Origin of the sequence: Idiomarina piscisalsi, assembly GCF_003987095.1 — a bacterium.
GTDB lineage: Bacteria > Pseudomonadota > Gammaproteobacteria > Enterobacterales > Alteromonadaceae > Idiomarina > Idiomarina piscisalsi.
Genome location: NZ_PIQA01000001.1, coordinates 795,201 through 817,959, shown reverse-complemented (window position 1 = coordinate 817,959; position 22,759 = coordinate 795,201). Strand labels below are relative to the sequence as shown.

The following is a 22,759-nucleotide window of genomic DNA, read 5'->3' as shown; positions in this document are numbered from 1 at the left end:
ATCCCACACTTGAACCATTGTTTTGAAAAAACCAATTGACATTATTGCCAACATCGCTAGAATTCACGCCACAACGATTTGGAGAGGTGGCCGAGTGGCTGAAGGCGCTCCCCTGCTAAGGGAGTATAGGGTTTGTAGCCCTATCGAGGGTTCGAATCCCTCCCTCTCCGCCATTCGTTAAGTGAAAAATTTGCGCCCGTAGCTCAACTGGATAGAGTACCTGGCTACGAACCAGGCGGTTAGAGGTTCGACTCCTCTCGGGCGCGCCATTTTCACTTCAAAACACTTCAGGCAATGCGCCCGTAGCTCAACTGGATAGAGTACCTGGCTACGAACCAGGCGGTTAGAGGTTCGACTCCTCTCGGGCGCGCCATTTTTTGTTTTCACTTATATCCCGCTTTTTCTATTTATTCTGATAGCTCTCTTATTTAGCTGTTGAATACCGACTATTTGACGCTGCAAATTCTTGCGCCACTTGCTACCATAGTATTTAATAAATTTATAACAATTTGCAGTCGTTCCGAGGTGTTTTTTGCAAGAATTACTTACCCAGGCAGCACAGCTTATGCTCGTTGGTATGGGCGCTGTCATTGTCTTTTTGTGCATATTGGTTGTGTGTATGGCCGTTATGAAACGGTTAATACCGACACCGACTCCAGCACCAGAGGCACTCAGTCAAACCCGTTCTGACGTTCTCGCCGGGACGTCCCCAAAAGAGATTGCAGCAATAACTGCTGCTGTGCACCAGTACCGCCAGAGCCATTCGGCCGCAGAAAATAAGGAGATGTCTAAATGAGTAAGCCTTTGTTGTTAACTGAGCTTGTTTTAAGAGATGCTCATCAGTCTTTACTAGCGACCAGAATGCGCTTAGACGATATGTTACCTATTGCCGAAAAGCTGGACAAAGTCGGCTATTGGTCCATGGAGTCCTGGGGTGGCGCCACTTTTGACTCTTGTATTCGTTATCTGGGCGAAGATCCATGGGAGCGCATTAGAGAGTTAAGCAAGGCAATGCCAAATACCCGTCAGCAAATGCTGTTGCGAGGACAGAATTTGTTGGGCTACCGTCATTACGCCGATGACGTTGTTCGCCGTTTTGTCGAACGAGCAAAAGAAAATGGTGTGGATGTATTCCGTATTTTTGATGCTATGAACGACGTTCGCAACTTAAAAACTGCAATAAAGGCGGCTAAAGATGTTGAAGGGCACGCTCAGGGAACCTTGTCATACACCGTAAGTCCGGTACATACACTGGATAAATGGGTCGAGATGGCGCAAGAACTTGAAGACTTGGGTTGTGACTCATTATTTATTAAAGACATGGCTGGCCTGTTGCGTCCGAATGACGCTTATGAATTAGTCAGTGCACTTAAAGAAAAGACCGACTTACCTATTTCTATGCAGTGCCACGCAACCACAGGCCTAAGTGTCGCAACCTACCAAAAAGCAATTGATGCGGGCATTGATATGCTCGATACAGCGATTTCTTCGATGAGTATGACCTATGGTCACTCGCCAACAGAAACTTTGGTTGCGATGACGGAAGGTACCGACAGAGATACCGGGTTGTCTTTACCTGATTTAGCGGAAATTGCTTCATACTTCCGCGACGTTCGTAAGAAGTATGCTCAGTTCGAGGGCTCGCTGAAAGGCGTGGATGCCAGAATTCTGTTAGCTCAGGTGCCTGGCGGTATGCTGACGAACATGGAAAACCAGCTAAAAGAGCAGGGCGCTATCGATAAGTTTGATGAAGTGCTGGAAGAAATTCCAAAGGTTCGGGAAGACCTAGGCTTTATTCCACTGGTAACGCCTACCTCTCAAATTGTCGGGACACAAGCGGTGCTTAATGTATTAAGCGGTGAACGTTATGCCAATATTTCTAAAGAAACAGCGGCAGTTCTTAAAGGTGAGTACGGGGCGACTGCTGCAGAAGTGAATAAAGAGTTGCAAAAGCGCGTGCTCGATGGCGCAGAGCCAATTACCTGTCGTCCGGCTGACTTAATCGATGATGAAATGGATGCTCTTACCGATGAGTTGAAGAAGACAGCTAAGGAGCAGGATATTCGTCTGGCTGACAACGTGGAAGATGATGTTCTGACTTATGCTCTATTTCCGCAAATTGGTTTGAAATTCCTGAAAAATAGAGACAATCCGGACGCCTTTGAACCAGCGCCTGAAGAGCCAAGCGAAAGCTCGGGTCAGACGTCAGGAAAAGAGTCTGCTGCGGCACCGTCCAGCGGTGGTGTTGAGCTTTATGACGTGGAAGTTGACGGTCAGAAGTTCAGTGTGAAAGTGGGGCCTTCTGGTCAAATTGATTCAGTCCAAGCACAAAGCTCAAGTAACGATCAGCAGGCATCTAAACCAGCCAGTAATGGTGAAGGAACAACAATTAAAGCGCCATTAGCAGGGAATATTTTCAAAGTCGTTGCAAAAGAAGGCAGCCAGGTTAAAGCCGGAGATGTTGTTTTGGTTATGGAAGCCATGAAAATGGAAACCGATATCAAGGCGGAAAGTGACGGTACCGTCAATGCTATTCATGTAAAAGAAGGCGATGCGGTAACAGTTGGCGATAGCTTAGTAACGGTGGGCTAACATGGATAAGTTAATGACTTTGTGGGAAACCACCGGTATTTCCGCAATGACGTTAGGTCAGTTTAGTATGATACTGGTCGGCGGGTTATTGTTGTACTTAGCTATTGCGAAAAAGTTTGAACCACTATTGCTTTTACCTATAGGTTTTGGCGCGATACTGGCTAATATTCCCCTGGCCGGCTTTACCGAGCCGGGCGGTGTGCTGTATTACGTGTACTCTGTGGGTATAGACACAGGTGTATTTCCGTTACTTATTTTTATGGGGGTCGGTGCATTAACTGACTTTGGTCCGCTATTAGCTAACCCGAAAATGTTGTTCTTAGGTGGTGCTGCGCAATTTGGTATTTTCGCGACTTTGTTTGGTGCTATTGCCTTGAACATTGTGCCGGGTATTGAGTTTTCAATGTCAGATGCGGCTGCCATTTCCATTATTGGCGGCGCAGATGGACCAACAGCAATATTTTTGGCATCAAAGTTAGCACCGGACTTACTTGGGGCAATTGCTGTTGCAGCTTATTCCTACATGGCTTTGGTACCGATTATTCAGCCGCCAATTATGAAGCTGCTTACAACAGAAAAAGAACGTCAGGTTAAAATGGAGCAGCTGCGACCTGTAGCGCGTCGTGAAAAGCTGTTTTTTCCGCTTATTGCTATTACCTTAACGCTACTGTTTTTACCGTCGGCAACGCCGTTGGTTGGCATGTTTTGCTTAGGTAACCTAATGCGTGAGTCTGGGGTCGTTGAGCGTTTAACCAAAACGACTCAAAACGAGCTTATTAACATTGTTACCATTTTCCTTGGTCTTGCGGTAGGTTCCAAACTTCAGGCTGATCAGTTTTTAAGCTTCCAAACTCTAGGGATTTTGCTTCTGGGAGCAATTGCGTTTGCGATTGGTACGGCAAGCGGTGTTCTCATGGCTAAATTAATGGCTAAATTTAGTAAAGATCCCATCAATCCGCTTATTGGCGCCGCAGGCGTTTCGGCCGTTCCTATGGCGGCGCGAGTAGTTAATAAAGTAGGGTTAGAGTCTAACCAGCAGAATTTCCTGTTGATGCACGCAATGGGGCCAAATGTTGCCGGGGTGTTGGGCTCAGCAGTTGCTGCTGGTGTCCTGCTAGCTCTGGTTTAATCCGGCTACCGGCCCGTAATAAACATCATCGCCGTGTAAAAAGCGGCGATGACAGCACTTATAACCGCAATATAAACGAATCCTTTATAACCTTGCTTAATTGTCCAGCCATTGGTTTTAAGGTAAAGCAGCCAAAGTAAGCTTAGCAGCAGAGGTATTAAGAAGAAATAACGGATCATAATTGGCCTTTATGGTTGATGCTGCTGAATGGTTTCTAAATCCTGCGCTGCTTGGTGAGCAAAACGCAACCGCTTTTCAAGTTCAGTAATTTGGTCGGCAACCTTATCAATTTCGCCTTCTGCCATAAAAGACTCTAAATCAGCGGCTTTATTTTTAAGTTGCGTAAAGCCTAAGTTAGCCGCAGCACCTTTTAATGAATGAAAGTAACGCTTTGCGCTATCATGCTGACCGCGAGTAATAAAGTCAGAAACTTTGGTCGCGCTACCTTGATAGCTTTCGTAAAGCTGTTCTACCAGTTTCAGGTATAATTCAACATTGTATTGCAGACGCCCAAGTGCAGACTCGAAGTCGATACCTTTCACCTGGGGGATTTTTATTGGCGCTTTCTCTGAAGACTCGAGTTGCGCTCCCGCCGATTCGTTATTATTGGTATCATCGCCTGAGTAATCGCCAGGTACGGCCCATTTAGAAATAGCCTTGAGTAATACTCTTTCGTCAATGGGCTTAGGTATATGACCTTGCATGCCGGCCGCCAGCGAGCGCTCTTCGTCGCCACTCATTGCATTGGCCGTCATAGCAAGAATAGGTAGCTGTTGATAAGTAAACTCAGTACGAATTTGCTGTGCAGCTTTAAGCCCATCCATTACTGGCATTTGAATGTCCATCAACACTATTGCATATTTTTTCTCGCGCACAGCATCAACGGCTAGTTGTCCGTTTTCGGCAATATCGACTTGAAACTTATGGCTGCTTAATATTTCCCGGGCAACTTGTTGGTTTATTTCATTATCTTCGACTACCAGAATAGGTGCGCCACTGATGCTATCTGGGACACCTTCAACTGTTTCAGAGCGCATTTCCTCGTCAATGTCGCGATGCAGAAGTGTCGAAGTTAAACTTCGCCCGAGTGTTGAAGCGGTAAATGGCTTGGACAGAATATCGTTTACGCCAGCCCGTTTGGCTTTTTCTGACAGCTCTTCTGCGTAGTAACCTGTCGCGAGGGTAAGCTTAGGTCGAACATCAGCCTCGTAGGTCTGCGTTATTTTCTCACATAAGGCTAACCCGTCCATTCCCGGTAATCGCCAGTCGACCAGTATTAATTTGTATGGATTCCCTTCCTTAACCGACTCATCAAACACTTTAAGCGCTTGCTCAGCTGTGCGACATACTTTGACATCAACTTGATAGCTTCGCAGCATTTCATAAAGCATTTCACGGGTACTTAAATTGTCATCGACCGCTAAAATACGTTTGCCGGTTAAATGCTTCAGTAGGTACTCGTGATGACTATTGTCTTGATCACGTTGAACGGGTAGCTTTATCTCGATGTAAAAAGTCGAACCTTGACCTACTGCGCTGGTCACCCCAATGTCTCCGCCCATTAATAGAATTAACCGACGAGATATTGCGAGCCCTAAGCCGGTGCCTCCGTACTTGCGTGTGGTTGAGGTATCAGCTTGGGTAAATTCCTTAAAGAGGTTTGCACGCTGTTCTTCGTCCATACCAATGCCGGTATCAGTAACGGAGATACGCAGTAGAACGTCTTCATCAGAGCTGTCTAATAAGTTCACCGCAACATTAATTTCGCCGTCTTCAGTGAATTTGATGGCGTTACTAATTAAGTTAACAAGAACCTGATTTAACCGAAGCGGGTCACCAATTAATTTGGTGGGGATATTAGCCGGCAAATTAATAATAAACTCGAGATCTTTGTCGTAAGCGCGATACGCAAACATGTCCGCTAATGACGTCAGAACATCCTGTAAATCAAACGGAATTTTTTCAACGGTAAGCTTTCCTGCATCAATTTTTGAAAAGTCGAGAATATCATTAATAACACCTAATAACGCCTGTGAAGATGAGTCGATAACTTTTATGTAGCGTTTTTGCTTCTGGTTTAACTCTGTTTTGAGGCACAGGTTAGCCATACCAACAATGGCATTAATTGGCGTCCGAATTTCGTGACTCATATTAGCGAGAAACTCGCCCTTCGAGCGGTTAGCATTTTCTGCGGTTTCTTTTGCTTTCTCCATCTCCTCGGCAACTGACTTAATGCCGGAAATGTCGTAATAGCTGCCTAAAATACCAATAATATTGCCGTCGTCATCGTGCAGGGGGACACTGGAGTGTTCAACCCAACGATTGCCTTGTGCAAGAGACAGTTCTATTTCGTCGTTTGTCGACGGCTTTTGCTCCGTAAAGGTTTTTTGATCTTTCTCTCTTAAAATAAGGTTGTTAGCGAGCACCGGGATATCATTATCAGATTTTCCGGTTACTTCTTCCGGTGCAATACCTAAATCTTTGGCGAAGGCTTCATTACCACCAAGTAAATTTAATTCTGAATCGCGCCAGTAAACTCGCGTTGGTAGGTCATTAAACACCTGCTCAAAAAGTTGCATTGAGTCAGACGATAAAAAGGGTTGACGGAATGGGGCCGTTAAAGCGTTGCGGCGCGACCACCACCAAATGACAATACCAATAATTAAGCTGAACGTTATCATTGCGACCAGAACTGTGTCGCTCCATGGAGAGGGGAGCAGGGCGTAAAGCACGAGGCTCGATACCTGCAGAACAACGAAAATTAGCTGTAAAAACGTCCAGAATGAGCTCATGGTAGTCCATAACCGAAAGAGGTTGTATACGTGCGTTAGTCTGCCATGTTGGCAGCGAATCGCCAAGCAATATCAGGAAAATTAGTGCCTCTATCATGGACGTTTAAAGTAATTACCAGTAAGCTTAGCAGCAGAAAATAATCCGTTTTGGTCAATGGAGTAGTCTTTTGCAAGCCACATTTCAATCAGTTGTAGAAACGCTTAAGCAAAGTGATAAGCCAGGTGTTTGGCAGGGAATAAAACGCGGTATTGAGCGCGAGGCCTTGCGAATAAATGAAAATGGTACTTTGGCAACAACCGACCACCCGAAAGAGCTGGGCCGGACGTTGACTCACCCGACTATCACGACAGATTACTCTGAGAACCTTTTAGAGTTTATTACGCCTGTTGCGACTGATATCAATACAACCTTAAAGCAGCTAAGAGATATTCACCGAGTCACTTATAACGCTATCGGTGAAGAGTTGCTGTGGCCAATGAGTATGCCGTGCTATTTGGGATCAGACAAAGATATTCGTATAGCGAAATACGGTGACTCTCATTCTGGACGGATGAAAAGCCTTTACCGTCGTGGCCTGACCTATCGCTATGGGGCGACGATGCAGGTGATTGCTGGTGTGCACTACAACTTCTCTGTGTCTGATGACATGTGGGAACAGTTAGCGCAGGTGGACGGTGAAGTGAACGATAGTGCTTATCGCAGTAAGAGGTACTTTGGGTTAATTCGCAACTTTAAACGTATTGCCTGGGTCATTCCTTACCTTTTTGGCGCCTCGCCGGCACTTTGCAAGTCGTTTTTTACACAAACAAATAATGAAGAACTACTGAAAAAGTGGGATTTTGACACTGTTGGAAAAGGGACGGTGTTTTTGCCATATGGAACGTCGTTGCGTATGAGCGATTTGGGCTATACCAATAAAGAGCAGGCCACATTAAAAATCACTTATAACTCCCTGGAAGAGTATGTCGCGGGTTTGCGCAAGGCTATAACCACACAATCGCAGCAGTTTTCGAAAATTGGTGTAAAAGTCGACGACGACTACCGTCAACTCAACGATAATATTCTGCAAATTGAGAACGAATTTTACTCACCGATTCGCCCTAAGCAGATTGCTCAGGATGGTGAAACTCCTAGCCAGGCACTCGAGCGTGGTGGGGTTGAGTATATTGAAATACGCGCACTCGATGTTAACCCATACAGTGATGTTGGTATTACCGCTCAGCAAATGCGCTTTCTCGATTTGTTATTGTTGTACTGTTTGTTGCAGCCGAGTGAAGAAATGACCTGGGAACAGCAGCAGCAAGCGGATAAAAACTTTACCAAAGTTGTTATGGAAGGGCGTAACCCGCGTTTAAGCTTGGCGCAAAACGGTATTGATCGGCTTATGGCCGACTGGCTGGAAGAGTTGTTTGCCGACCTTTCTGTACTAGCGAAGACGCTGGACAATTCAGCCGATACAAAGGATTATCAAAATGACTTGGCGGACTTGTATGAATGGGTATTGAATCCAGAGCGCACATTGTCCGGGCAAATTATGCATCAGTTGCAGTCGGAGAACTGGGACAACAGCCGTATCGGTATGCTGTTGGCTAAAAAGTACAAGCAGGAAATGACGGACTCTCCGTTAGAGGTTTACAGTGAAAGTGACTTTAGCGAGTGGGCACAGACGTCCGAAAAAGCGTTTAATGATCGTTATGACCAAGACAATATTGTCGATTTCGATACGTTTTTAGTTAATTATTTTGAAAACGCAAAACAGCCTGGGTAACTGCGCTAGGCTCGAATGCATAAAAAAACGCAGCCAATGTTGGCTGCGTCAAATAAAACGTTCAGGGGATGAACAAATACGTTAACTCTCAATGTGTTCATATACTCAGAGTGGCCTATTTGAAGAAAGTTCAATGAAAACTATTTTTTTTAAACCAATAAACCGAACGACTTTATCAGCGGCAGCTTTCGCTGTTTTGTTAAGTGGTTGTGCCACACCTCCACCTGAGAACCCTGAAAATATTTGCGCAATTTTTGAAGAGCACCGTGACTGGTACGATGCGGCGGAAGACGCACGTGAACGCTGGGGTGTGCCCATTCATGTCCCCATGGCGATGATGTATCAGGAAAGCTCCTTTAAACACGATGCGCTGCCGCCAAGAGACTATTTATTAGGTTTTATCCCCTGGGGAAGAGTCAGCTCTGCGTATGGCTATTCGCAGGCCAAAACCATGACTTGGGAAGACTACCAGCGTGAGACCGGAAACAGCTGGGCGAGTCGCTCTTCATTCGAAGATGCTATCGATTTTATGGGTTGGTTTATTTATAAAACCTATCAAGTTAACGGAGTATCTAAATGGGATGCTTACGGACAGTATCTGAATTACCACGAAGGGTGGGGAGGCTACCAACGTAAAACCTACCTGAAAAAGCCGTGGCTAGTGCGTGTGTCAAAAATTGTTAAGCGCCGCTCGTTAACTTACGCGACGCAATTGAAAACCTGTGAAGAGGACTTACAAAAAGGGTGGTTGTGGCGCCTCTTCTTTGGTTAGTCGTTGTTGGTTTCTGTCGGTGCTTTATAAAGTGCCGGCAGAACCCGAGCTTGTTTTATCATCGTATCTCCGACTTCTACCAGTTCTACCGGGTAACCACCAAGGCGTAAGCATAAACGTGAGTCAGGAATATCTCCGAATTGTTCTATTATAAGTCCGCTAAGCGTCTTAGGGCCGTCAATCGGGAAGTCCCAGTCCATTTCTTTATTCAGTTCGCGTAGGTTGGCAGAGCCGTCAACGACATACACGCCATCACTTTCCTGAGTAACCGATTCACTCGGCGCTGGCGCCATTGTTGTCGTGAAGTCTCCAACAATTTCTTCCAGTATGTCTTCCAGTGTTACTAGCCCCTGAATGTCACCGTACTCATCGACTACCAGCCCTATACGCTCTTTACTGCGCTGAAACTTTAATAGCTGGACATTGAGTGGAGTACCTTCGGGAATAAAATAAATATCTCGCGCTGCCCTGACCAAAATGGACTTATCGGCATTAAACTGATTCTTTGTCATTAACCGCATGACATCTCGAGCATGCAGGAAACCGACAACGTCATCAATTTCGTTGCGGTACAACAAAACTCGAGTGTGCTGACCGTTAGACAGCTGCTTAACGATGGACTTCCACTCGTCGTTAATATCAATACCGATAATTTCATTTCGCGGAATCATGACATCTTCGACAGTCACTTTTTCTAAGTCGAGTATGCTGACCAGCATTTCCTGGTGAGACGACGGAATTAAATTGCCGGCTTCGTTAACCACTGTTCGTAATTCTTCCGAACTCAACGCATCGGCCATTTGCGACTGTTTGGGGTTGACGCCCAGAATGCGCATAAAAGTGTTAGTAATTGCATTGATGCCAATAACAACAGGGTACATGACTTTGAGCAAAGGTAAGAGAATCAATGAGCTTGGAAAGGAAAACCGCTCTGGATGCAAAGCCGCGATGGTTTTTGGGGTGACTTCCGAAAAAATCAAAATGATTAAGGTTAACCCGAAGGTTGCTATGACAATACCGGCGTCACCGAACCAACGTAAACAAATGATGGTGGCTATTGCTGACGCGCCAATGTTGACCAGGTTGTTGCCAATGAGAATAAGGCCGATAAGTCTGTCAGGGCGGTCTAATAAATGCTGGACACGCTTAGCTCCACGGTGATTGCTTTGCACCAGATGTCTTAGGCGATATCGGTTAATCGACATCATCCCGGTTTCAGAGCCTGAAAAGTAAGCGGATAAAAATATCAGTACGGCTAAAATAACGAGCAACAAGCTCGTCGATATCTCGTCCAACGGTTATTTCCTTACGTTAACTTAGAATGTGACAATTTAGAATGCTGAGCCATGAAGTCAAGGGTTGATTAGCCCAAAAGGAAGTCTTTAACAAAACGGCTACCAAAATACCCAAGTGTCAGAAGTGTGCTGGCTATAAGCGTCAGTAATACGATAATGCGTCCGCGCAAGCCAGAGACTCGATGAAGAATAAGTGCTATTAGATAAATAACTGCCGCCAGACTGGTTAAAATAGTTTTATGAGCCTGGTTCTGAGCAAACATGTCTTCCAGAAACAAAAAGCCACTGCCTAAAGCGACAAATAGAGCAATGGTTCCTAACGCCAACAAGTTAAAGAAGTTTGTTTCAATAGTCATTAGTGGTGGCAGTTTGCTGAGTAGCGAATGATTTTTGCGCTGCTTTAAAATGCGGCTTAGATAACTGGTTTGTATTGCGTATAAAGTTGCTAAAGCCAGAATGCCGTACGCAATTAATGACAGAGCAATATGAATAAACAGCGCGTGTTTCGAGCTAATGTCGGCTCCCAGGTGAACCGGAGTGAAGACTAGCAAAACGCAGGTTAATGCTGAAAACAGATAAATGACCGGCTTCAGAAAAAGATTATTAAAACGCTGGAATCGAACAAATGAAGTAATAGTTACAAACAGGGCAACAATACTCAGGCTTGACGATAAATTAATGTGGTCGAAGTCATCGAGGGCGAGCTGTTGAACGATAAGCCAGCCATGCGCAATAATGGCAATGCCTGCGGGAATAATCTGTAACGCTGGTTTATGCGCTTTGCCATTAAATACCGTCTGTAAAATAATGAAAGCACTTGCCGTATAACCTACGACACTAATTAGCAGCAATATAAAGAGCATCACGCGCTCACGTTCCCTGATGTTTGTTGTTCTTGATGTTGAGTATACGTTGTCAAACGGGTAAACCCAATACTTCGGGGGCGAAACTTTCTTGCAATTCAGATATACTGCCCCCATTAACTTTCTACGCCAGAATTCCAGAATTAAAAGAGACGACCGATATGTTTGAGAATCTATCAGAACGCTTATCGCAGACCATGCGTTCTATCGGTGGCCGGGGTCGGCTAACAGAAGATAATATAAAGGAAACGTTACGCGAAGTGCGTATGGCGTTACTTGAGGCCGATGTTGCGTTGCCCGTGGTTAAAGACTTTATTGCTAAAGTCAAAGAGCGAGCAGTTGGTACAGAGGTCAATAAAAGCCTGACACCAGGTCAGGTGTTTGTCAAAATCGTCCAGTCAGAATTAGAAGCGGCCATGGGCGAGGCTAATGCCCCGTTGCAACTGAATACACAGCCACCAGCTGTTATCTTAATGGCGGGGTTGCAAGGTGCGGGTAAAACCACCAGTGTTGGTAAACTTGCTAAGTTCCTGACAGAGCGCCAGAAAAAGAAAGTAATGGTGGTCAGTGCCGACGTTTATCGTCCTGCGGCCATTAAGCAGTTGGAAACTATTGCTGAGCAGGTTGGTGTCGAGTTTTTCCCATCGTCCACTGAACAAAAACCGGTGGATATTGCAAATGCAGCCATAGCTGCAGCGCGTAAGCAATTTGTTGATGTCGTCCTCGTGGATACTGCCGGTCGCCTTGCCGTTGACGAAGATATGATGACCGAAATTCAACAGCTGCATTCAAGCATTAATCCTATTGAAACGCTGTTTGTTGTTGATGCTATGACCGGTCAGGATGCGGCAAACACAGCTAAAGCATTCAGCGACGCCTTGCCGTTAACCGGTGTTATTTTGACGAAAACCGACGGTGATGCACGCGGTGGTGCGGCCTTGTCAATTCGTCATATTACCGGTAAGCCTATTAAATTCCTCGGTGTTGGCGAGAAAACCGATGCCCTGGAAGCCTTCCATCCAGACCGTGTCGCGTCACGTATTCTTGGTATGGGTGACGTACTGTCACTGATAGAAGAAGTCGAACAAAAAGTCGACAAAGAAAAAGCCGCGAAAGTTGCCAAGAAAGTCATGAAAAAAGGCCAGTTCTCATTGGAGGACTTCCGTGACCAACTTGTGCAAATGCGTGAAATGGGCGGCATGATGGGGCTGATGGATAAAATGCCAGGCATGGGAAAAATGACCGATCAAATTAAAGGTCAGATGGATGATAAGATGACCGTCCGTATGGAAGCGATCATTAATTCAATGACCCCTCAGGAACGACGCCACCCGGATGTCATTAAAGGTTCTCGTAAACGCCGTATAGCAACGGGTTCAGGTACACAAGTGCAGGACGTGAATAAGTTGCTGAAGCAGTTTATGCAGATGCAAAAAATGATGAAAAAAATGAAAGGCGGCGGCCTTCAAAAAATGATGCGTGGCATGGGCGGCAAACTCCCTCCTGGAATGTTTCCAGGCCGTTAGGAAAAAGCGCGTCAAGCTTGCATTTCAACGAAAAATCAGTAGAATTGCCGAGCCTTCCGACTCAGTCGGAGGGCTTTGCTATTTTTTTTACATTTAAACAACAGTTATATTGAGGAACGCAATGGTAACCATTCGTTTACAACGTGGCGGTGCGAAAAAGCGCCCTTTCTACCAAATGGTAGTTGCTGACAGTCGCCGCTCACGCGACGGTCGTTTCATCGAGAAAGTAGGATTTTTTAACCCACTAGCTCGTGGTCAGGAAGAGAAACTTCGTGTTGATGTTGACCGCATTGAGCACTGGGTAGGCAAAGGCGCACAATTATCTGAGCGCGTTGCTAAATTAGTTAAAGATGCAAGCGCTGCGGCGTAAGCATTAATTGTTCAGGATAGTTAATGATGTCTCAGTCAGAACATATCGTTATAGGTCGTTTAGGTGCGGTATATGGCGTCAAGGGTTGGCTGAAAGTGCAATCATTCACGGAAGATCCTGAGTCAATATTTGAATACAGCCCTTGGCTGCTCAAACAAAAAGGTGAGCAAACTATCGAAGTCGCTGAGTGGCGTCGCCACAATAAGGGACTGATTGCTCGACTGGAAGGTGTGTCCGACCGTGATCAAGCTGCTCGCCTGACCGGAGCGGATATCTGCATTACTGCGGATGAGCTGCCTGAATTAGCCGACGACGAGTTCTACTGGCATGACTTAATTGGTCTGCAAGTAGTGAACCTTCAAGGCTATGACATGGGGGTGGTTGAACAGATAATGCCAACTGCATCGAATGATGTGTTGGTGGTGAAAGCGAATAGCAACGATGCGTTTGGAAAATCTGAGCGTCTCATTCCGTTTATTCAAAGTGAATATATCACCGATATAAACCGGGAAGAGAAACGTATTCAGGTTGACTGGCCATCTGACTTCTAATGGAAGTCCCATTGAAAATTGGTGTTATTAGCTTATTTCCTGAAATGTTTTCTGCGGTTACCGGTTTCGGTGTTACCGGCAGGGCCATAAAGGAAGGTTTGCTTGAGGTGAGTGTCTGGAATCCTCGCGATTTCACTCACGATCGCCATCGCACGGTCGACGATAGACCTTACGGTGGAGGACCTGGCATGCTGATGATGGTACAACCGCTGGTTGATGCTATTGAAGCAGCTAAAAGCGACCTTGGTCAGGACACCCCAGTAATTTATCTGTCACCTCAGGGGCGAAAGTTGGATCATAAAGGAGTGCAGTCGCTCTCTGGCAATGATCGAATGATACTAATTGCTGGCCGTTATGAAGGCATTGACGAGCGCGTTATTGAAAAATATGTCGATGCGCAATGGTCAATTGGGGACTACGTGTTAAGCGGTGGTGAGTTACCAGCTATGGTGCTTATTGATGCAGTTTCACGGTTAGTGCCTGGCGTATTGGGCCACCAGGACTCAGCAGAAGAAGATTCTTTTGCGAACGGATTACTGGATTGCCCGCATTATACGAGACCGGAAGTTTATAACGAGCAGCAGGTTCCCTCAGTATTATTGAGCGGTAACCATGAAAAAATACGTCGCTGGCGGTTGCAGCAGTCCTTAGGGCGAACATGGCTGCAACGTCCGGAGTTAATTGAAGACCTAGCTCTGACTGACGAGCAGGAAGCCTTGTTGAGCGAATTTATCGAACAACGGTCATCCAGCTAACAGCGGACAGTTTATCTAGGATAGGAGATATAAAAATGGCAAAAGTTAGCCAAAATATCATTAAGGCTCTTGAAGAAGAGCAAATGAAGAAAGATTTACCTGAGTTTGCACCAGGTGACACTGTTGTTGTAAATGTAAAAGTTAAGGAAGGCAACCGTGAACGTCTGCAGGCGTTCGAAGGTGTTGTTATCCGTGTTCGTAACCGTGGTCTTCACTCTGCATTTACGGTACGTAAAGTATCGAATGGTGAAGGTGTTGAGCGTACTTTCCAAACGCACAGCCCATTGGTAGATAGCATTAAAGTTAAGCGTCGCGGTGCAGTTCGTCGCGCGAAACTTTACTACTTGCGTGAGCGTTCAGGTAAGTCTGCACGTATTCGCGAGAAGCTTTCTTAAGAACGCGATTAAAAAGCGAAATAGCAAAGAAAAACCCAGCCTTGTGCTGGGTTTTTTGTTAGTCTAATTGTTATGGAAGAAGACATTGAAATACTTATCCAAATTTTGGCTGAATGTTTGGACTCCCAGCATCACTGGACAGAGCATCAACTCATTGAAGCTTTGCAAGCCGAACCGTATCAATTTTTTGATAAGGCGGCGCTGCGCGACCCGCTGAACTTATTTCAAACCCACTTCATTTTATTCCACAGTTTATACAAACTACGTGAGCGTTGGCGCTTGCAAAAGAAGTATGAGTTATTCATTCATACGCTGAATATAGAATGTCAGCCCTGGCGCCAGGGTGAAGAAACACTAGCCGAAAATGACTCTCTGGCAGAGTATTATTTAGATTTGAGTCAATTAAGCAGTACCTCAGAAACCGATGTTGAGTCAATGCTTAATGACTTCTGGGAAAGAATGGGGCAAGATTTTTCTACTAAGCAACTTATGCCGACCGACGAAGCTTGTGAAGTGATGGAATTAATACCGCCGTTGACTGAAAAACAAGTGAAAAAGCAGTATCGTCGCCTGGTACACAAATACCATCCCGATAAAGGCGGTAGTGTTGCCAAGATGCAAAATGTTCAAAAAGCGTACCGCGCTATTTTAGTCAGCCTTAATTAAAGCGATATTCATGAATAAAACACCGCAACAAAAACCGCAACAAAAATTAGACGAGCTGAGACAGTCGATAGACAGCACCGACGAAGAACTCATCCGCTTACTGGCAAAGCGCGAGGCACTAACCGCCGAAGTCGGTGATGTTAAAAAGGCATTGCGGCAGCCGCTCTATGTGCCTGAGCGCGAAAATAAAATGATACAGGCTCGAAAGCAAAAGGCGAGAGACCTTGGGGTTTCAGAAAACTTTGTGGAAGATATCTTACGCCGGGTTATTCGCAACTCTTACCAAACTCAAACAGGGCAGGCCAGCCAGACATCGAATGCACCGCAAAGGCCGGTCATGATTGTTGGTGGCAGAGGCGCATTAGGGGCTAAATTTGCGGAGTTTTTTCAACAAACCGGTTATGACATCATTATTATCGATAAAGGCGATGCCTGGCCAAGTGCCGATACTCTTAAAAGCTTACAGTTAGTTCTTATTAGCGTTCCTATTAACAATACTGAGGCAGTGATAAACGCACTTCCGGAACTTTCAAGCGATTGTGTTTTAGCTGACGTTACCAGTACTAAATCGGGTCCTCTTAACGCAATGATGAGCGTCCACAAAGGACCGGTGGTGGGGCTGCATCCAATGTTTGGCCCTACCATTAAAACATTTGCCAAGCAGCTTATTGTGGTGACGCCAGGACGGGATCCGGATAAATACGAGTGGCTGATAGAGCAGCTGTCAAACTGGGGAGCACACCTTTATCAAACCGACGCTGACTCACACGATGAAGCAATGGGCTGGGTTCAAGCCTTTAGGCATTTAAGTACTTTTGTGTACGGTCTGCATATGGCCAGAGAAAATGTCGATATTGATAACCTATTAAATGTTAGCTCACCTATTTATCGTATGGAGCTCATGATGGTTGGTCGTCTATTCGCACAAAACCCGGAGCTATACGCTGACATTATGTTGTCTCATGGTGAACGCACAGAGTCTATCAGCCGTTATCTTGACTTATTTTCGGAGTTGCTGGAAACTCTTAAGAAAGGCAATAAACAAGAGCTTATTGCGTTATATGCAGAAGCTCAGAGCTATTTTGGGGACTTCTCCCAGCAGTTTATGAAAGAGAGTGAAGCCTTAGTCCAGCTGGCTGATGACCAACGCTTTAAAGATCGTTAAGACTTCAGATACTCTTTAAACAGTTCGTCCAAAGCCTCTGGAGATACAGGCTTGTGTAAGGTTGCGTCCATGCCGGCCTCCCGACAGGCTGTCATTTCGCTGGCGCTTTGGTGGCTGGTAATCGCAATAATCGGTGTATTTTCAAATTCAGGCTCGCCGCGCAGCGTTTTACAAACCTCAGCGCCAGACATATCGGGCATTTCATAATCGAGGAAAATCAGGTTAGGCATTGCTTTGGCTTGAGTCAGCGCTTCCTCACCGGTTGTTGCGGTAAGAACTTCGACATCGTATTGACCGAGCATCGCCTTTAAGACTTCCAGACTGATAAAGTCATCGTCAGCAATTAAAACTTTCGTCATGCCTACTACCTTTTTCATTGAATTAACTATACCCTAGCACCTGGTACCGATTTTTCCTAGTGTTTTGGAGTTAACACGATGATTCAGAAAGAAAATTCTGTAAAAGTCTGGGACAGTTTTGTACGCCTTTTCCATTTACTGATTATTCTGTTGGTTGTCGGCTTGTGGTGGACAGCCGATAACGGCCGTATGGATTTGCACAAAGACTTTGGTATCGCCATTTTATCACTGTTAGTCATGCGTATTGCCTGGGGTGTCTTTGGTAGTAGTAACGCACGTTTTAAAACATTCGTTCGCTCCCCTTTGCAAATCCCTTATCATTTGAAAAAGCTTTTTAGAGGCCAGTACCAGTCGGAAACAACGCACAGCGCAGCCGGCGGATGGGCGGTTATTGTTATGTTGGGTCTGTTAATTGCTCAGGCGGTGACCGGCTTGTTTTCTAGTGACGGAATTTTATTTTCGGGGCCATTAGCAAGCTGGGTTTCTTCTGACGCGCAAGAGCTCCTGACTGACTGGCACAAAACTCAATTTGATGCGATTTTAATTGTTATTGGGCTGCATGTAGTTGCTGTGCTTATGTATCGCCTGAAAGGGGTGAAGCTAATAGGTGCCATGGTTCACGGATACAAAAAGACCACACAACCGGCGCCGCAATTAAAGCCCGGGTGGCAAGGTTTGCTACTGGCGATAGCTGTGTGGCTGCTGTTTATGTTACTGCTTTAAATCAGTCTTTGTATTCGTCGTGGCAACCTTTGCAGGTTTGCGCTGTGTCCATAAATACGGGTTTAATGTTATCCATTGAACCCGACTCTGCGGCGCTGGCAAGCTTTGAAGCGTATTGTTGTAAGTCATTAGAACGCTGCTGAAAGTCTTCCCAGTTGTCCCAAATTGCGGTTAATGCATCGCTGTTATCGCCGGGCATAGCACCTTCGACAGCGAAGCCACTCCAGGGAATGCCAGCCAGTTTCTCAAAATCATTTGCACGGTTTGCAAAAACCTGCGCGTCGTAGTCCACTTCACCTTTAACCATTTCGGCCATAGCAGCAAAGTTTTGTTGCATCACCGACAGAGCTTTTTGACGGTACTCAACGGCTTTGTCGCCGTCGTTAAAAGCATTCTCGTCTGCTACGGCACTTGTCGATAAACCTAAAGCAACCGCTGTAAAAAGTACGGATAGTGATTTTTTCATTGGATATTCTCCTTTTTATCGTGCACTTACCGTTAATAATACACGATTTATCGGTTAGTGCTTGTTTCTAGCATGATAAACGCTTTAACTTGTATACGAAATAATAAAAGAAAAGCTCATTATAGTGGGGAACACATTCATGAAGACAATGCATAAGCTCAGTGCGGCAGCGTTAGCGGTTACCTCCGTGCTGGCGTTACCGACGAGCGCTGATCAAACCTCTCGAACGAATGGTATGCGGGATAACACGCCCAGCTTAACCGCCATTCAAAATGCCACGGTTGTGACCGAGCCTGGCGAAGTCGTTACCAACGCAACGCTGGTTATTGAAAATGGTAAAGTAAAAAGCGTTGAAAGTGGCAACCGCGCACCAGCCGGAGCGCGTGTTATTGACGGTACTGGGTACACTATTTACCCGGGCTTTATCGACCCTTATGCCAGCTATGGTATTGACGTGACTTACGAGAAAGCCGATACCGACAAGCCTATTTATAACAATGAACGTGAAGGTGGAAACGCGGCAAATGACGCCATTCACGCTGAAAAAGACTGGTACAGTGTCTTTAAAACCAACTCTGACGATGCCAAAAAGTGGGTTTCTGAAGGTTTTACCAGCGTTCAGACGGCCAAGCTAGACGGTATTTTTCAGGGGCAGGCAGCGACAGTTTCGCTGGCCGATAAAATTGCCAACGATGTTATTTATCGCAGCGAGTCCAAACACTTTGGCTCTTTTGACAAAGGAACCTCGCAGCAGCAGTACCCGTCTTCCTTGATGGGTAGCATCGCTTTGGTCAGACAAACCCTGTCTGACGCGAACTGGTACGAAAATGCTTACGGTAAGCAGTCACATAATCAGCCGGCGGAGTTTAATGCTGCGTTGGATTCACTTAAGAATATTGAATCTGAAGGCATTGTGTTCAAGGTTTCTGATGAGAAAACCTTGCTGCGCGCCGATGATGTGTTGGATCAGTTTAACGTACCCAGTGTGTATGTTGGCTCGGGTTATGAGTACGCTCGTCTGAACTCAATAAAAAATACGGGAAGTGATTTAATTTTACCTCTTAATTTCCCGGCAGCGCCTAATGTCAGTGGTGTTGATGCCCATCTTGATGTTGATTTAGCTAAGTTACGCCATTGGGAGCGCGCTCCGTCAAATCCGGCTATGTTAGCGAATGCCGGCGTTGATTTTGCCTTGACCCTGAATGAGCTTGAGAAGTCAGGCGACTTCTGGCCAAACCTGCGTAAAGCCGTAAAGCACGGTTTAAGTAAAGAGAAGGCGCTTGCTGCATTAACGACAACCGCCGCTAAAATTGCCGGTGTTGATGACAAAGTGGGACGCTTAGCCAGTGGCTATATGGCCGACTTTGTCATGGTGAAAGGCGATATCTTTGAAGACGGTGAAATACAGTCAGTTTGGTTACAAGGTGAAGAGAACGAGCTGGTTTCTCGCGAGTTGGTTGACTTTGCCGGTAATTACACCATTGACTGGAATGGCCAGAGTGTAGCACTCACTTTGAAGCCGGGCGCTAAGTTAAGCGGCGCACTGACGCTTGGTGATAACACTCAGTCTCTTCGTAATGTGGAGCGCACAGAAGATACCGTGTCTTTTGTGGCCGATATGGATGTTCAGCCAGCTGGCACATGGCGCTTTAAACTGACTCCTGCGTCTCAACAAAACTTCACACTGGAAACAGTTTCTCCTGATGGTGAGTCACAAGCACTAACAGCTGAAGTTAGCGACGCTAATAAAACGGGTGAAGAAGCTCAGAGCGATAGCAACAATCAGGTTGAATATGTCAGCCAGCTCACTTTCCCGAACGTTGCCTATGGTCTAGATGGCCTGCCGGAGCGACAAGATGTACTAATTCGTAATGCGACGGTTTGGACTGCCAGCGATGACGGTATTCTTGAAGAAACCGACGTATTAGTTAGAGATGGCGAATTTGCGGAAGTTGGGAAAAACTTGAGTGCCCCGTCAGGTGTGACGGTGATCGATGCGGCGGGTATGCATTTAACGCCAGGTATCATTGATGAGCACTCACACATCGCAATTGATGGTGGTGTGAACGAAGGCTCTGAAGCCATCACCTCAGAAGTTCGTATCGGTGATGTTGTAAACCCGGACGATATTCATATTTATCGCTCATTAGCGGGTGGTACGACAATGGCTCAGTTACTGCACGGCTCCGCTAACCCGGTTGGCGGTCAGGCGCAGGTTATTAAACTGCGCTGGGGGACTGATGCCAATATTATGAAGTTTGATGCGGCACCTGAGTCTATCAAGTTCGCATTAGGTGAAAACGTGAAGCAAAGTAACTGGGGCGACAACATGACTGTTCGTTACCCTCAGACTCGCTTAGGCGTTGAAACTATTATTCGTGACGGCTTTCAGGCGGCGCTGGAATACCAGCAGCGTAAACAAGCGTATGACCGTATGAGCCGTTCTGAGAAGAACCGGGTTGCACCACCAAGACCGGACTATCGTTTAGAAACGTTAATCGAAATTCTAAACAGTGACCGTTTTGTTCATGCGCACTCGTACGTCGCGTCTGAAATTCTTATGCTGATGGAAGTGGCTGAAGACTATGGTTTCACGCTGGATACTTTCACACATATTCTGGAAGGCTATAAAGTCGCTGACGAAATGGCGGAACACGGTGCCAGCGGGTCAACGTTCGCTGACTGGTGGGCGTACAAATTCGAAGTGTATGACGCAATACCTCAGAACGCATGCTTAATGCATGACAGAGGTGTGTTGACCAGTATTAACTCGGACAGTAATGACCTGCAGCGCCGTCTGAATACCGAAGCGGCTAAGTCGGTTCGCTATTGTGGTATGGACCCGCATGAAGCGTTCAAAATGGTCACTATTAACCCAGCTAAACAATTAAAAGTTGATAAGTACGTTGGGTCAATTGAAGAGGGCAAACATGCTGACTTTGTGCTTTGGAGTCACTACCCGTTAAGCGCTTACGCGCGAGCAGAGCAGACCTGGATTAATGGTCGTAAGTTCTTTGACCGCGAACAAGATAAACAGCGTCAGCAAGCGGTAAAACAAGAGAAGAATGCTCTCATTCAGAAAGTCCTAGCAGCCGGTGATGAAGCGCTGAAAGGCGACACCGACGGTTATAAAGACGCACAGCCGACCTGGCACTGTGATACCGAGCATGACTTCTGGCTGGATCACTTCACTACGCAAGCGCATCAGCATGGAGGACAACACTAATGAAGACTTTACTATCCACATTGAGTGCTGCGCTGATTGGTGCAGTGACCGTATCGACCGCCGTTGCTCATGACGAAGTGCCTGGCGATGCACAGCAACAACCCATTGTGTTGCAGGGTGGTACCTTGCACACGGTCACCAATGGCGTTTTGACCGACTCTGATTTGGTATTCGAGGATGGCAAGATTACAGCCATTGGAAAAGACCTTGAGGTTCCTGGTAATGCGCAAGTCATAGATGTGTCCGGTAAGCATGTTTACCCGGGCGTTATCGCGATGGACACCACTTTGGGTTTGAACGAAATTGAAGCGGTAAGAGCGACGCGAGACGCACGCGAGGTGGGTCCGGTACACCCGGAAGTGGCTGGGCATATCGCTTTTAATGCGGACTCAGAAATTATTCCGACAGTACGCTATAACGGCATTACCCATGCGCAAGTGGTTCCGGAAGGTTCATTGGTCATGGGGCAGTCGTCGCTCATGCATCTTGATGGATGGAATTATCAAGACGCACTGGTTTCTGGCGAAATGGGTGTGCATGTGAGCTGGCCGCGAACCTATGTTATCAACACATGGTGGGAGCGCCGCTCTCCGGAAGAGCAACGCAAGGCTAACGAAGAAGCTCGTAAAGAGTTGATGAAGGTGTTTGCTGATGCGAAAGCCTACTTTGATGCGAAAAAAGCAGACAGAGACATCGATATGGATCAGCGCTGGGAAGCAATGCTCGGGCTGTTTGACGGTAGCAAGACTCTGTATGTGCACGCCAACGACAAACGCCAAATGGAGCAAGCCATTGATGTGAGTCGTGAGTATGGCTTTAAGTTGGTACTTATGGGGGCAAGAGATGCTTGGCGTATTGCTGACAAACTGGCCGAGCTTGAAGTGCCAGTCGTTTTCGGTTCACCTTTCGGGTTACCGGGGCGTAACGACGAAGGCTATGATCAAGACTTCTCTACCCCTGCTAAATTAGCCGACGCTGGTGTTAACTTTGCTATTTCTTATCCGGGCTACTGGGATGTTCGCAACCTGCCTTTCGCGGCCGGACATTCAGTTGCCTTTGGCTTGGATCAGCAAAAAGCTCTGGAAGCTATTACGCTTCAGCCTGCGAAGTTTATGGGCGTTGCAGACAAGCTGGGCTCGTTGGATGTTGGCAAGAGCGCTTCCTTGATAGTCTCAGAGGGGGACTTGCTGGACCCTATTGGACAGAGCCTAACGCACATGTTTATTGATGGTCGCAATGTGAGCTTAGAAAGCCGTCATACTGAGCTTTACAACAAGTATCAGGAAAAGCCGGCTAATTAAAATGAGTTAACGGCTAAATAGAAAAAGGCCCCTGGCGTGATAAA

General features: G+C 46.2%; 20 protein-coding genes and 3 tRNA genes. 18 read left to right on the top strand and 5 right to left on the bottom strand.

Annotation, left to right across the window (positions count from 1 at the left end; translation table 11 throughout):
• Window positions 1-80: 80 nt before the first annotated feature.
• The 6 genes from CWI73_RS04080 to CWI73_RS04055 all read left to right on the top strand — a co-directional run bounded on the left by CWI73_RS04080 (window position 81) and on the right by CWI73_RS04055 (window position 3,721).
• Window positions 81-173, top strand: a tRNA-Ser gene (locus CWI73_RS04080).
• A gap of 19 nt (window positions 174-192) precedes the next feature.
• Window positions 193-269, top strand: a tRNA-Arg gene (locus CWI73_RS04075).
• A gap of 27 nt (window positions 270-296) precedes the next feature.
• Window positions 297-373: transfer RNA gene (locus CWI73_RS04070), tRNA-Arg, on the top strand.
• Between the two features lie 159 nt (window positions 374-532).
• Window positions 533-796, top strand: a complete 264-nt coding sequence (locus CWI73_RS04065) for an oxaloacetate decarboxylase subunit gamma (protein ID WP_126751664.1) — start codon at window positions 533-535, stop codon at window positions 794-796.
• On the top strand, window positions 793-2,592 hold the full coding sequence (oadA, locus tag CWI73_RS04060) for a sodium-extruding oxaloacetate decarboxylase subunit alpha (RefSeq protein ID WP_126751663.1): 1,800 nt from the start codon (window positions 793-795) through the stop codon (window positions 2,590-2,592). The genes CWI73_RS04065 and oadA overlap by 4 nt, the downstream gene beginning before the upstream one ends.
• Window position 2,593: 1 nt before the next feature.
• Window positions 2,594-3,721: a sodium ion-translocating decarboxylase subunit beta gene (locus tag CWI73_RS04055; RefSeq protein ID WP_126751662.1), complete on the top strand. Its 1,128-nt coding sequence runs from the start codon at window positions 2,594-2,596 to the stop codon at window positions 3,719-3,721.
• Between the two features lie 188 nt (window positions 3,722-3,909).
• Here the strand turns inward: CWI73_RS04055 and CWI73_RS04050 are convergent, their stop codons facing one another.
• Window positions 3,910-6,513 (bottom strand): response regulator, encoded by a 2,604-nt coding sequence (locus CWI73_RS04050; protein WP_126751661.1) that lies wholly within the window; start codon window positions 6,511-6,513, stop codon window positions 3,910-3,912.
• Window positions 6,514-6,680: 167 nt separating this feature from the next.
• On the opposite strand from CWI73_RS04050, the gene gshA reads away from it, so the two are divergent.
• On the top strand, window positions 6,681-8,282 hold the full coding sequence (gene gshA / locus CWI73_RS04045; protein ID WP_126751660.1) for a glutamate--cysteine ligase: 1,602 nt from the start codon (window positions 6,681-6,683) through the stop codon (window positions 8,280-8,282).
• Between the two features lie 133 nt (window positions 8,283-8,415).
• Complete coding sequence (locus tag CWI73_RS04040) at window positions 8,416-9,054, top strand: transglycosylase SLT domain-containing protein (RefSeq protein WP_126751659.1); 639 nt, start codon at window positions 8,416-8,418, stop codon at window positions 9,052-9,054.
• Here CWI73_RS04040 and CWI73_RS04035 read toward each other — a convergent pair.
• Together CWI73_RS04035 and CWI73_RS04030 are read right to left on the bottom strand one after the other, a co-directional pair.
• A complete protein-coding gene (locus tag CWI73_RS04035) occupies window positions 9,051-10,349 on the bottom strand; it encodes an HlyC/CorC family transporter (protein WP_126751658.1) in 1,299 nt (432 codons plus the stop codon). The two genes, CWI73_RS04040 and CWI73_RS04035, sit on opposite strands and share 4 nt — an antisense overlap.
• Window positions 10,350-10,417: 68 nt before the next feature.
• On the bottom strand, window positions 10,418-11,212 hold the full coding sequence (locus tag CWI73_RS04030; protein WP_126751791.1) for a cytochrome C assembly family protein: 795 nt from the start codon (window positions 11,210-11,212) through the stop codon (window positions 10,418-10,420).
• 161 nt (window positions 11,213-11,373) lie between these two features.
• Here CWI73_RS04030 and ffh point away from each other — a divergent pair, with 161 nt between their 5' ends.
• From ffh to tyrA, 7 genes are all read left to right on the top strand, one after another.
• Window positions 11,374-12,738 (top strand): signal recognition particle protein, encoded by a 1,365-nt coding sequence (ffh, locus tag CWI73_RS04025; RefSeq protein ID WP_126751657.1) that lies wholly within the window; start codon window positions 11,374-11,376, stop codon window positions 12,736-12,738.
• A gap of 121 nt (window positions 12,739-12,859) precedes the next feature.
• Complete coding sequence (gene rpsP / locus CWI73_RS04020) at window positions 12,860-13,108, top strand: 30S ribosomal protein S16 (RefSeq protein WP_126751656.1); 249 nt, start codon at window positions 12,860-12,862, stop codon at window positions 13,106-13,108.
• Window positions 13,109-13,134: 26 nt separating this feature from the next.
• Entirely contained in the window at window positions 13,135-13,659 is a 525-nt protein-coding gene (gene rimM, locus CWI73_RS04015; protein ID WP_126751790.1) for a ribosome maturation factor RimM, read from the top strand.
• Between the two features lie 11 nt (window positions 13,660-13,670).
• Window positions 13,671-14,414 (top strand): tRNA (guanosine(37)-N1)-methyltransferase TrmD, encoded by a 744-nt coding sequence (trmD, locus tag CWI73_RS04010; protein WP_126751655.1) that lies wholly within the window; start codon window positions 13,671-13,673, stop codon window positions 14,412-14,414.
• Between the two features lie 35 nt (window positions 14,415-14,449).
• Complete coding sequence (rplS, locus tag CWI73_RS04005; RefSeq protein ID WP_088767835.1) at window positions 14,450-14,809, top strand: 50S ribosomal protein L19; 360 nt, start codon at window positions 14,450-14,452, stop codon at window positions 14,807-14,809.
• Window positions 14,810-14,881: 72 nt separating this feature from the next.
• Complete coding sequence (locus CWI73_RS04000; RefSeq protein ID WP_126751654.1) at window positions 14,882-15,475, top strand: DNA-J related domain-containing protein; 594 nt, start codon at window positions 14,882-14,884, stop codon at window positions 15,473-15,475.
• A 10-nt stretch (window positions 15,476-15,485) separates the two neighbouring features.
• Window positions 15,486-16,640: a bifunctional chorismate mutase/prephenate dehydrogenase gene (tyrA, locus tag CWI73_RS03995; RefSeq protein WP_126751653.1), complete on the top strand. Its 1,155-nt coding sequence runs from the start codon at window positions 15,486-15,488 to the stop codon at window positions 16,638-16,640.
• On the opposite strand, the gene CWI73_RS03990 is transcribed toward tyrA, so the two are convergent.
• Window positions 16,637-16,999 (bottom strand): response regulator, encoded by a 363-nt coding sequence (locus CWI73_RS03990; RefSeq protein WP_126751652.1) that lies wholly within the window; start codon window positions 16,997-16,999, stop codon window positions 16,637-16,639. The genes tyrA and CWI73_RS03990 overlap by 4 nt on opposite strands.
• Window positions 17,000-17,077: 78 nt before the next feature.
• Here CWI73_RS03990 and CWI73_RS03985 point away from each other — a divergent pair, with 78 nt between their 5' ends.
• Entirely contained in the window at window positions 17,078-17,722 is a 645-nt protein-coding gene (locus CWI73_RS03985; RefSeq protein WP_126751651.1) for a cytochrome b/b6 domain-containing protein, read from the top strand.
• Between the two features lies 1 nt (window position 17,723).
• On the opposite strand, the gene CWI73_RS03980 is transcribed toward CWI73_RS03985, so the two are convergent.
• Complete coding sequence (locus CWI73_RS03980) at window positions 17,724-18,188, bottom strand: c-type cytochrome (protein ID WP_126751650.1); 465 nt, start codon at window positions 18,186-18,188, stop codon at window positions 17,724-17,726.
• 139 nt (window positions 18,189-18,327) lie between these two features.
• On the opposite strand from CWI73_RS03980, the gene CWI73_RS03975 reads away from it, so the two are divergent.
• On the top strand, window positions 18,328-21,414 hold the full coding sequence (locus CWI73_RS03975; protein ID WP_126751649.1) for an amidohydrolase family protein: 3,087 nt from the start codon (window positions 18,328-18,330) through the stop codon (window positions 21,412-21,414).
• Complete coding sequence (locus tag CWI73_RS03970) at window positions 21,414-22,715, top strand: amidohydrolase family protein (protein WP_126751648.1); 1,302 nt, start codon at window positions 21,414-21,416, stop codon at window positions 22,713-22,715. Before CWI73_RS03975 ends, CWI73_RS03970 begins: the two co-directional genes overlap by 1 nt.
• Window positions 22,716-22,759 lie beyond the last annotated feature (44 nt).

Excerpts from the sequence above, each read along its gene's own strand:
- CWI73_RS04055 (WP_126751662.1), top strand. The coding sequence starts at position 2,594 with ATGGATAAGTTAATGACTTTGTGGGAAACCACCGGTATTTCCGCAATG.
- rimM (WP_126751790.1), top strand. The coding sequence starts at position 13,135 with ATGTCTCAGTCAGAACATATCGTTATAGGTCGTTTAGGTGCGGTATAT.
- CWI73_RS04040 (WP_126751659.1), top strand. The coding sequence starts at position 8,416 with ATGAAAACTATTTTTTTTAAACCAATAAACCGAACGACTTTATCAGCG.
- rpsP (WP_126751656.1), top strand. The coding sequence starts at position 12,860 with ATGGTAACCATTCGTTTACAACGTGGCGGTGCGAAAAAGCGCCCTTTC.
- oadA (WP_126751663.1), top strand. The coding sequence starts at position 793 with ATGAGTAAGCCTTTGTTGTTAACTGAGCTTGTTTTAAGAGATGCTCAT.
- CWI73_RS03980 (WP_126751650.1), bottom strand. The coding sequence starts at position 18,188 with ATGAAAAAATCACTATCCGTACTTTTTACAGCGGTTGCTTTAGGTTTA.
- CWI73_RS03985 (WP_126751651.1), top strand. The coding sequence starts at position 17,078 with ATGATTCAGAAAGAAAATTCTGTAAAAGTCTGGGACAGTTTTGTACGC.
- CWI73_RS03975 (WP_126751649.1), top strand. The coding sequence starts at position 18,328 with ATGAAGACAATGCATAAGCTCAGTGCGGCAGCGTTAGCGGTTACCTCC.
- CWI73_RS04030 (WP_126751791.1), bottom strand. The coding sequence starts at position 11,212 with ATGCTCTTTATATTGCTGCTAATTAGTGTCGTAGGTTATACGGCAAGT.
- tyrA (WP_126751653.1), top strand. The coding sequence starts at position 15,486 with ATGAATAAAACACCGCAACAAAAACCGCAACAAAAATTAGACGAGCTG.
- rplS (WP_088767835.1), top strand. The coding sequence starts at position 14,450 with ATGGCAAAAGTTAGCCAAAATATCATTAAGGCTCTTGAAGAAGAGCAA.
- ffh (WP_126751657.1), top strand. The coding sequence starts at position 11,374 with ATGTTTGAGAATCTATCAGAACGCTTATCGCAGACCATGCGTTCTATC.
- CWI73_RS03990 (WP_126751652.1), bottom strand. The coding sequence starts at position 16,999 with ATGACGAAAGTTTTAATTGCTGACGATGACTTTATCAGTCTGGAAGTC.
- CWI73_RS04050 (WP_126751661.1), bottom strand. The coding sequence starts at position 6,513 with ATGAGCTCATTCTGGACGTTTTTACAGCTAATTTTCGTTGTTCTGCAG.
- CWI73_RS04000 (WP_126751654.1), top strand. The coding sequence starts at position 14,882 with ATGGAAGAAGACATTGAAATACTTATCCAAATTTTGGCTGAATGTTTG.
- CWI73_RS03970 (WP_126751648.1), top strand. The coding sequence starts at position 21,414 with ATGAAGACTTTACTATCCACATTGAGTGCTGCGCTGATTGGTGCAGTG.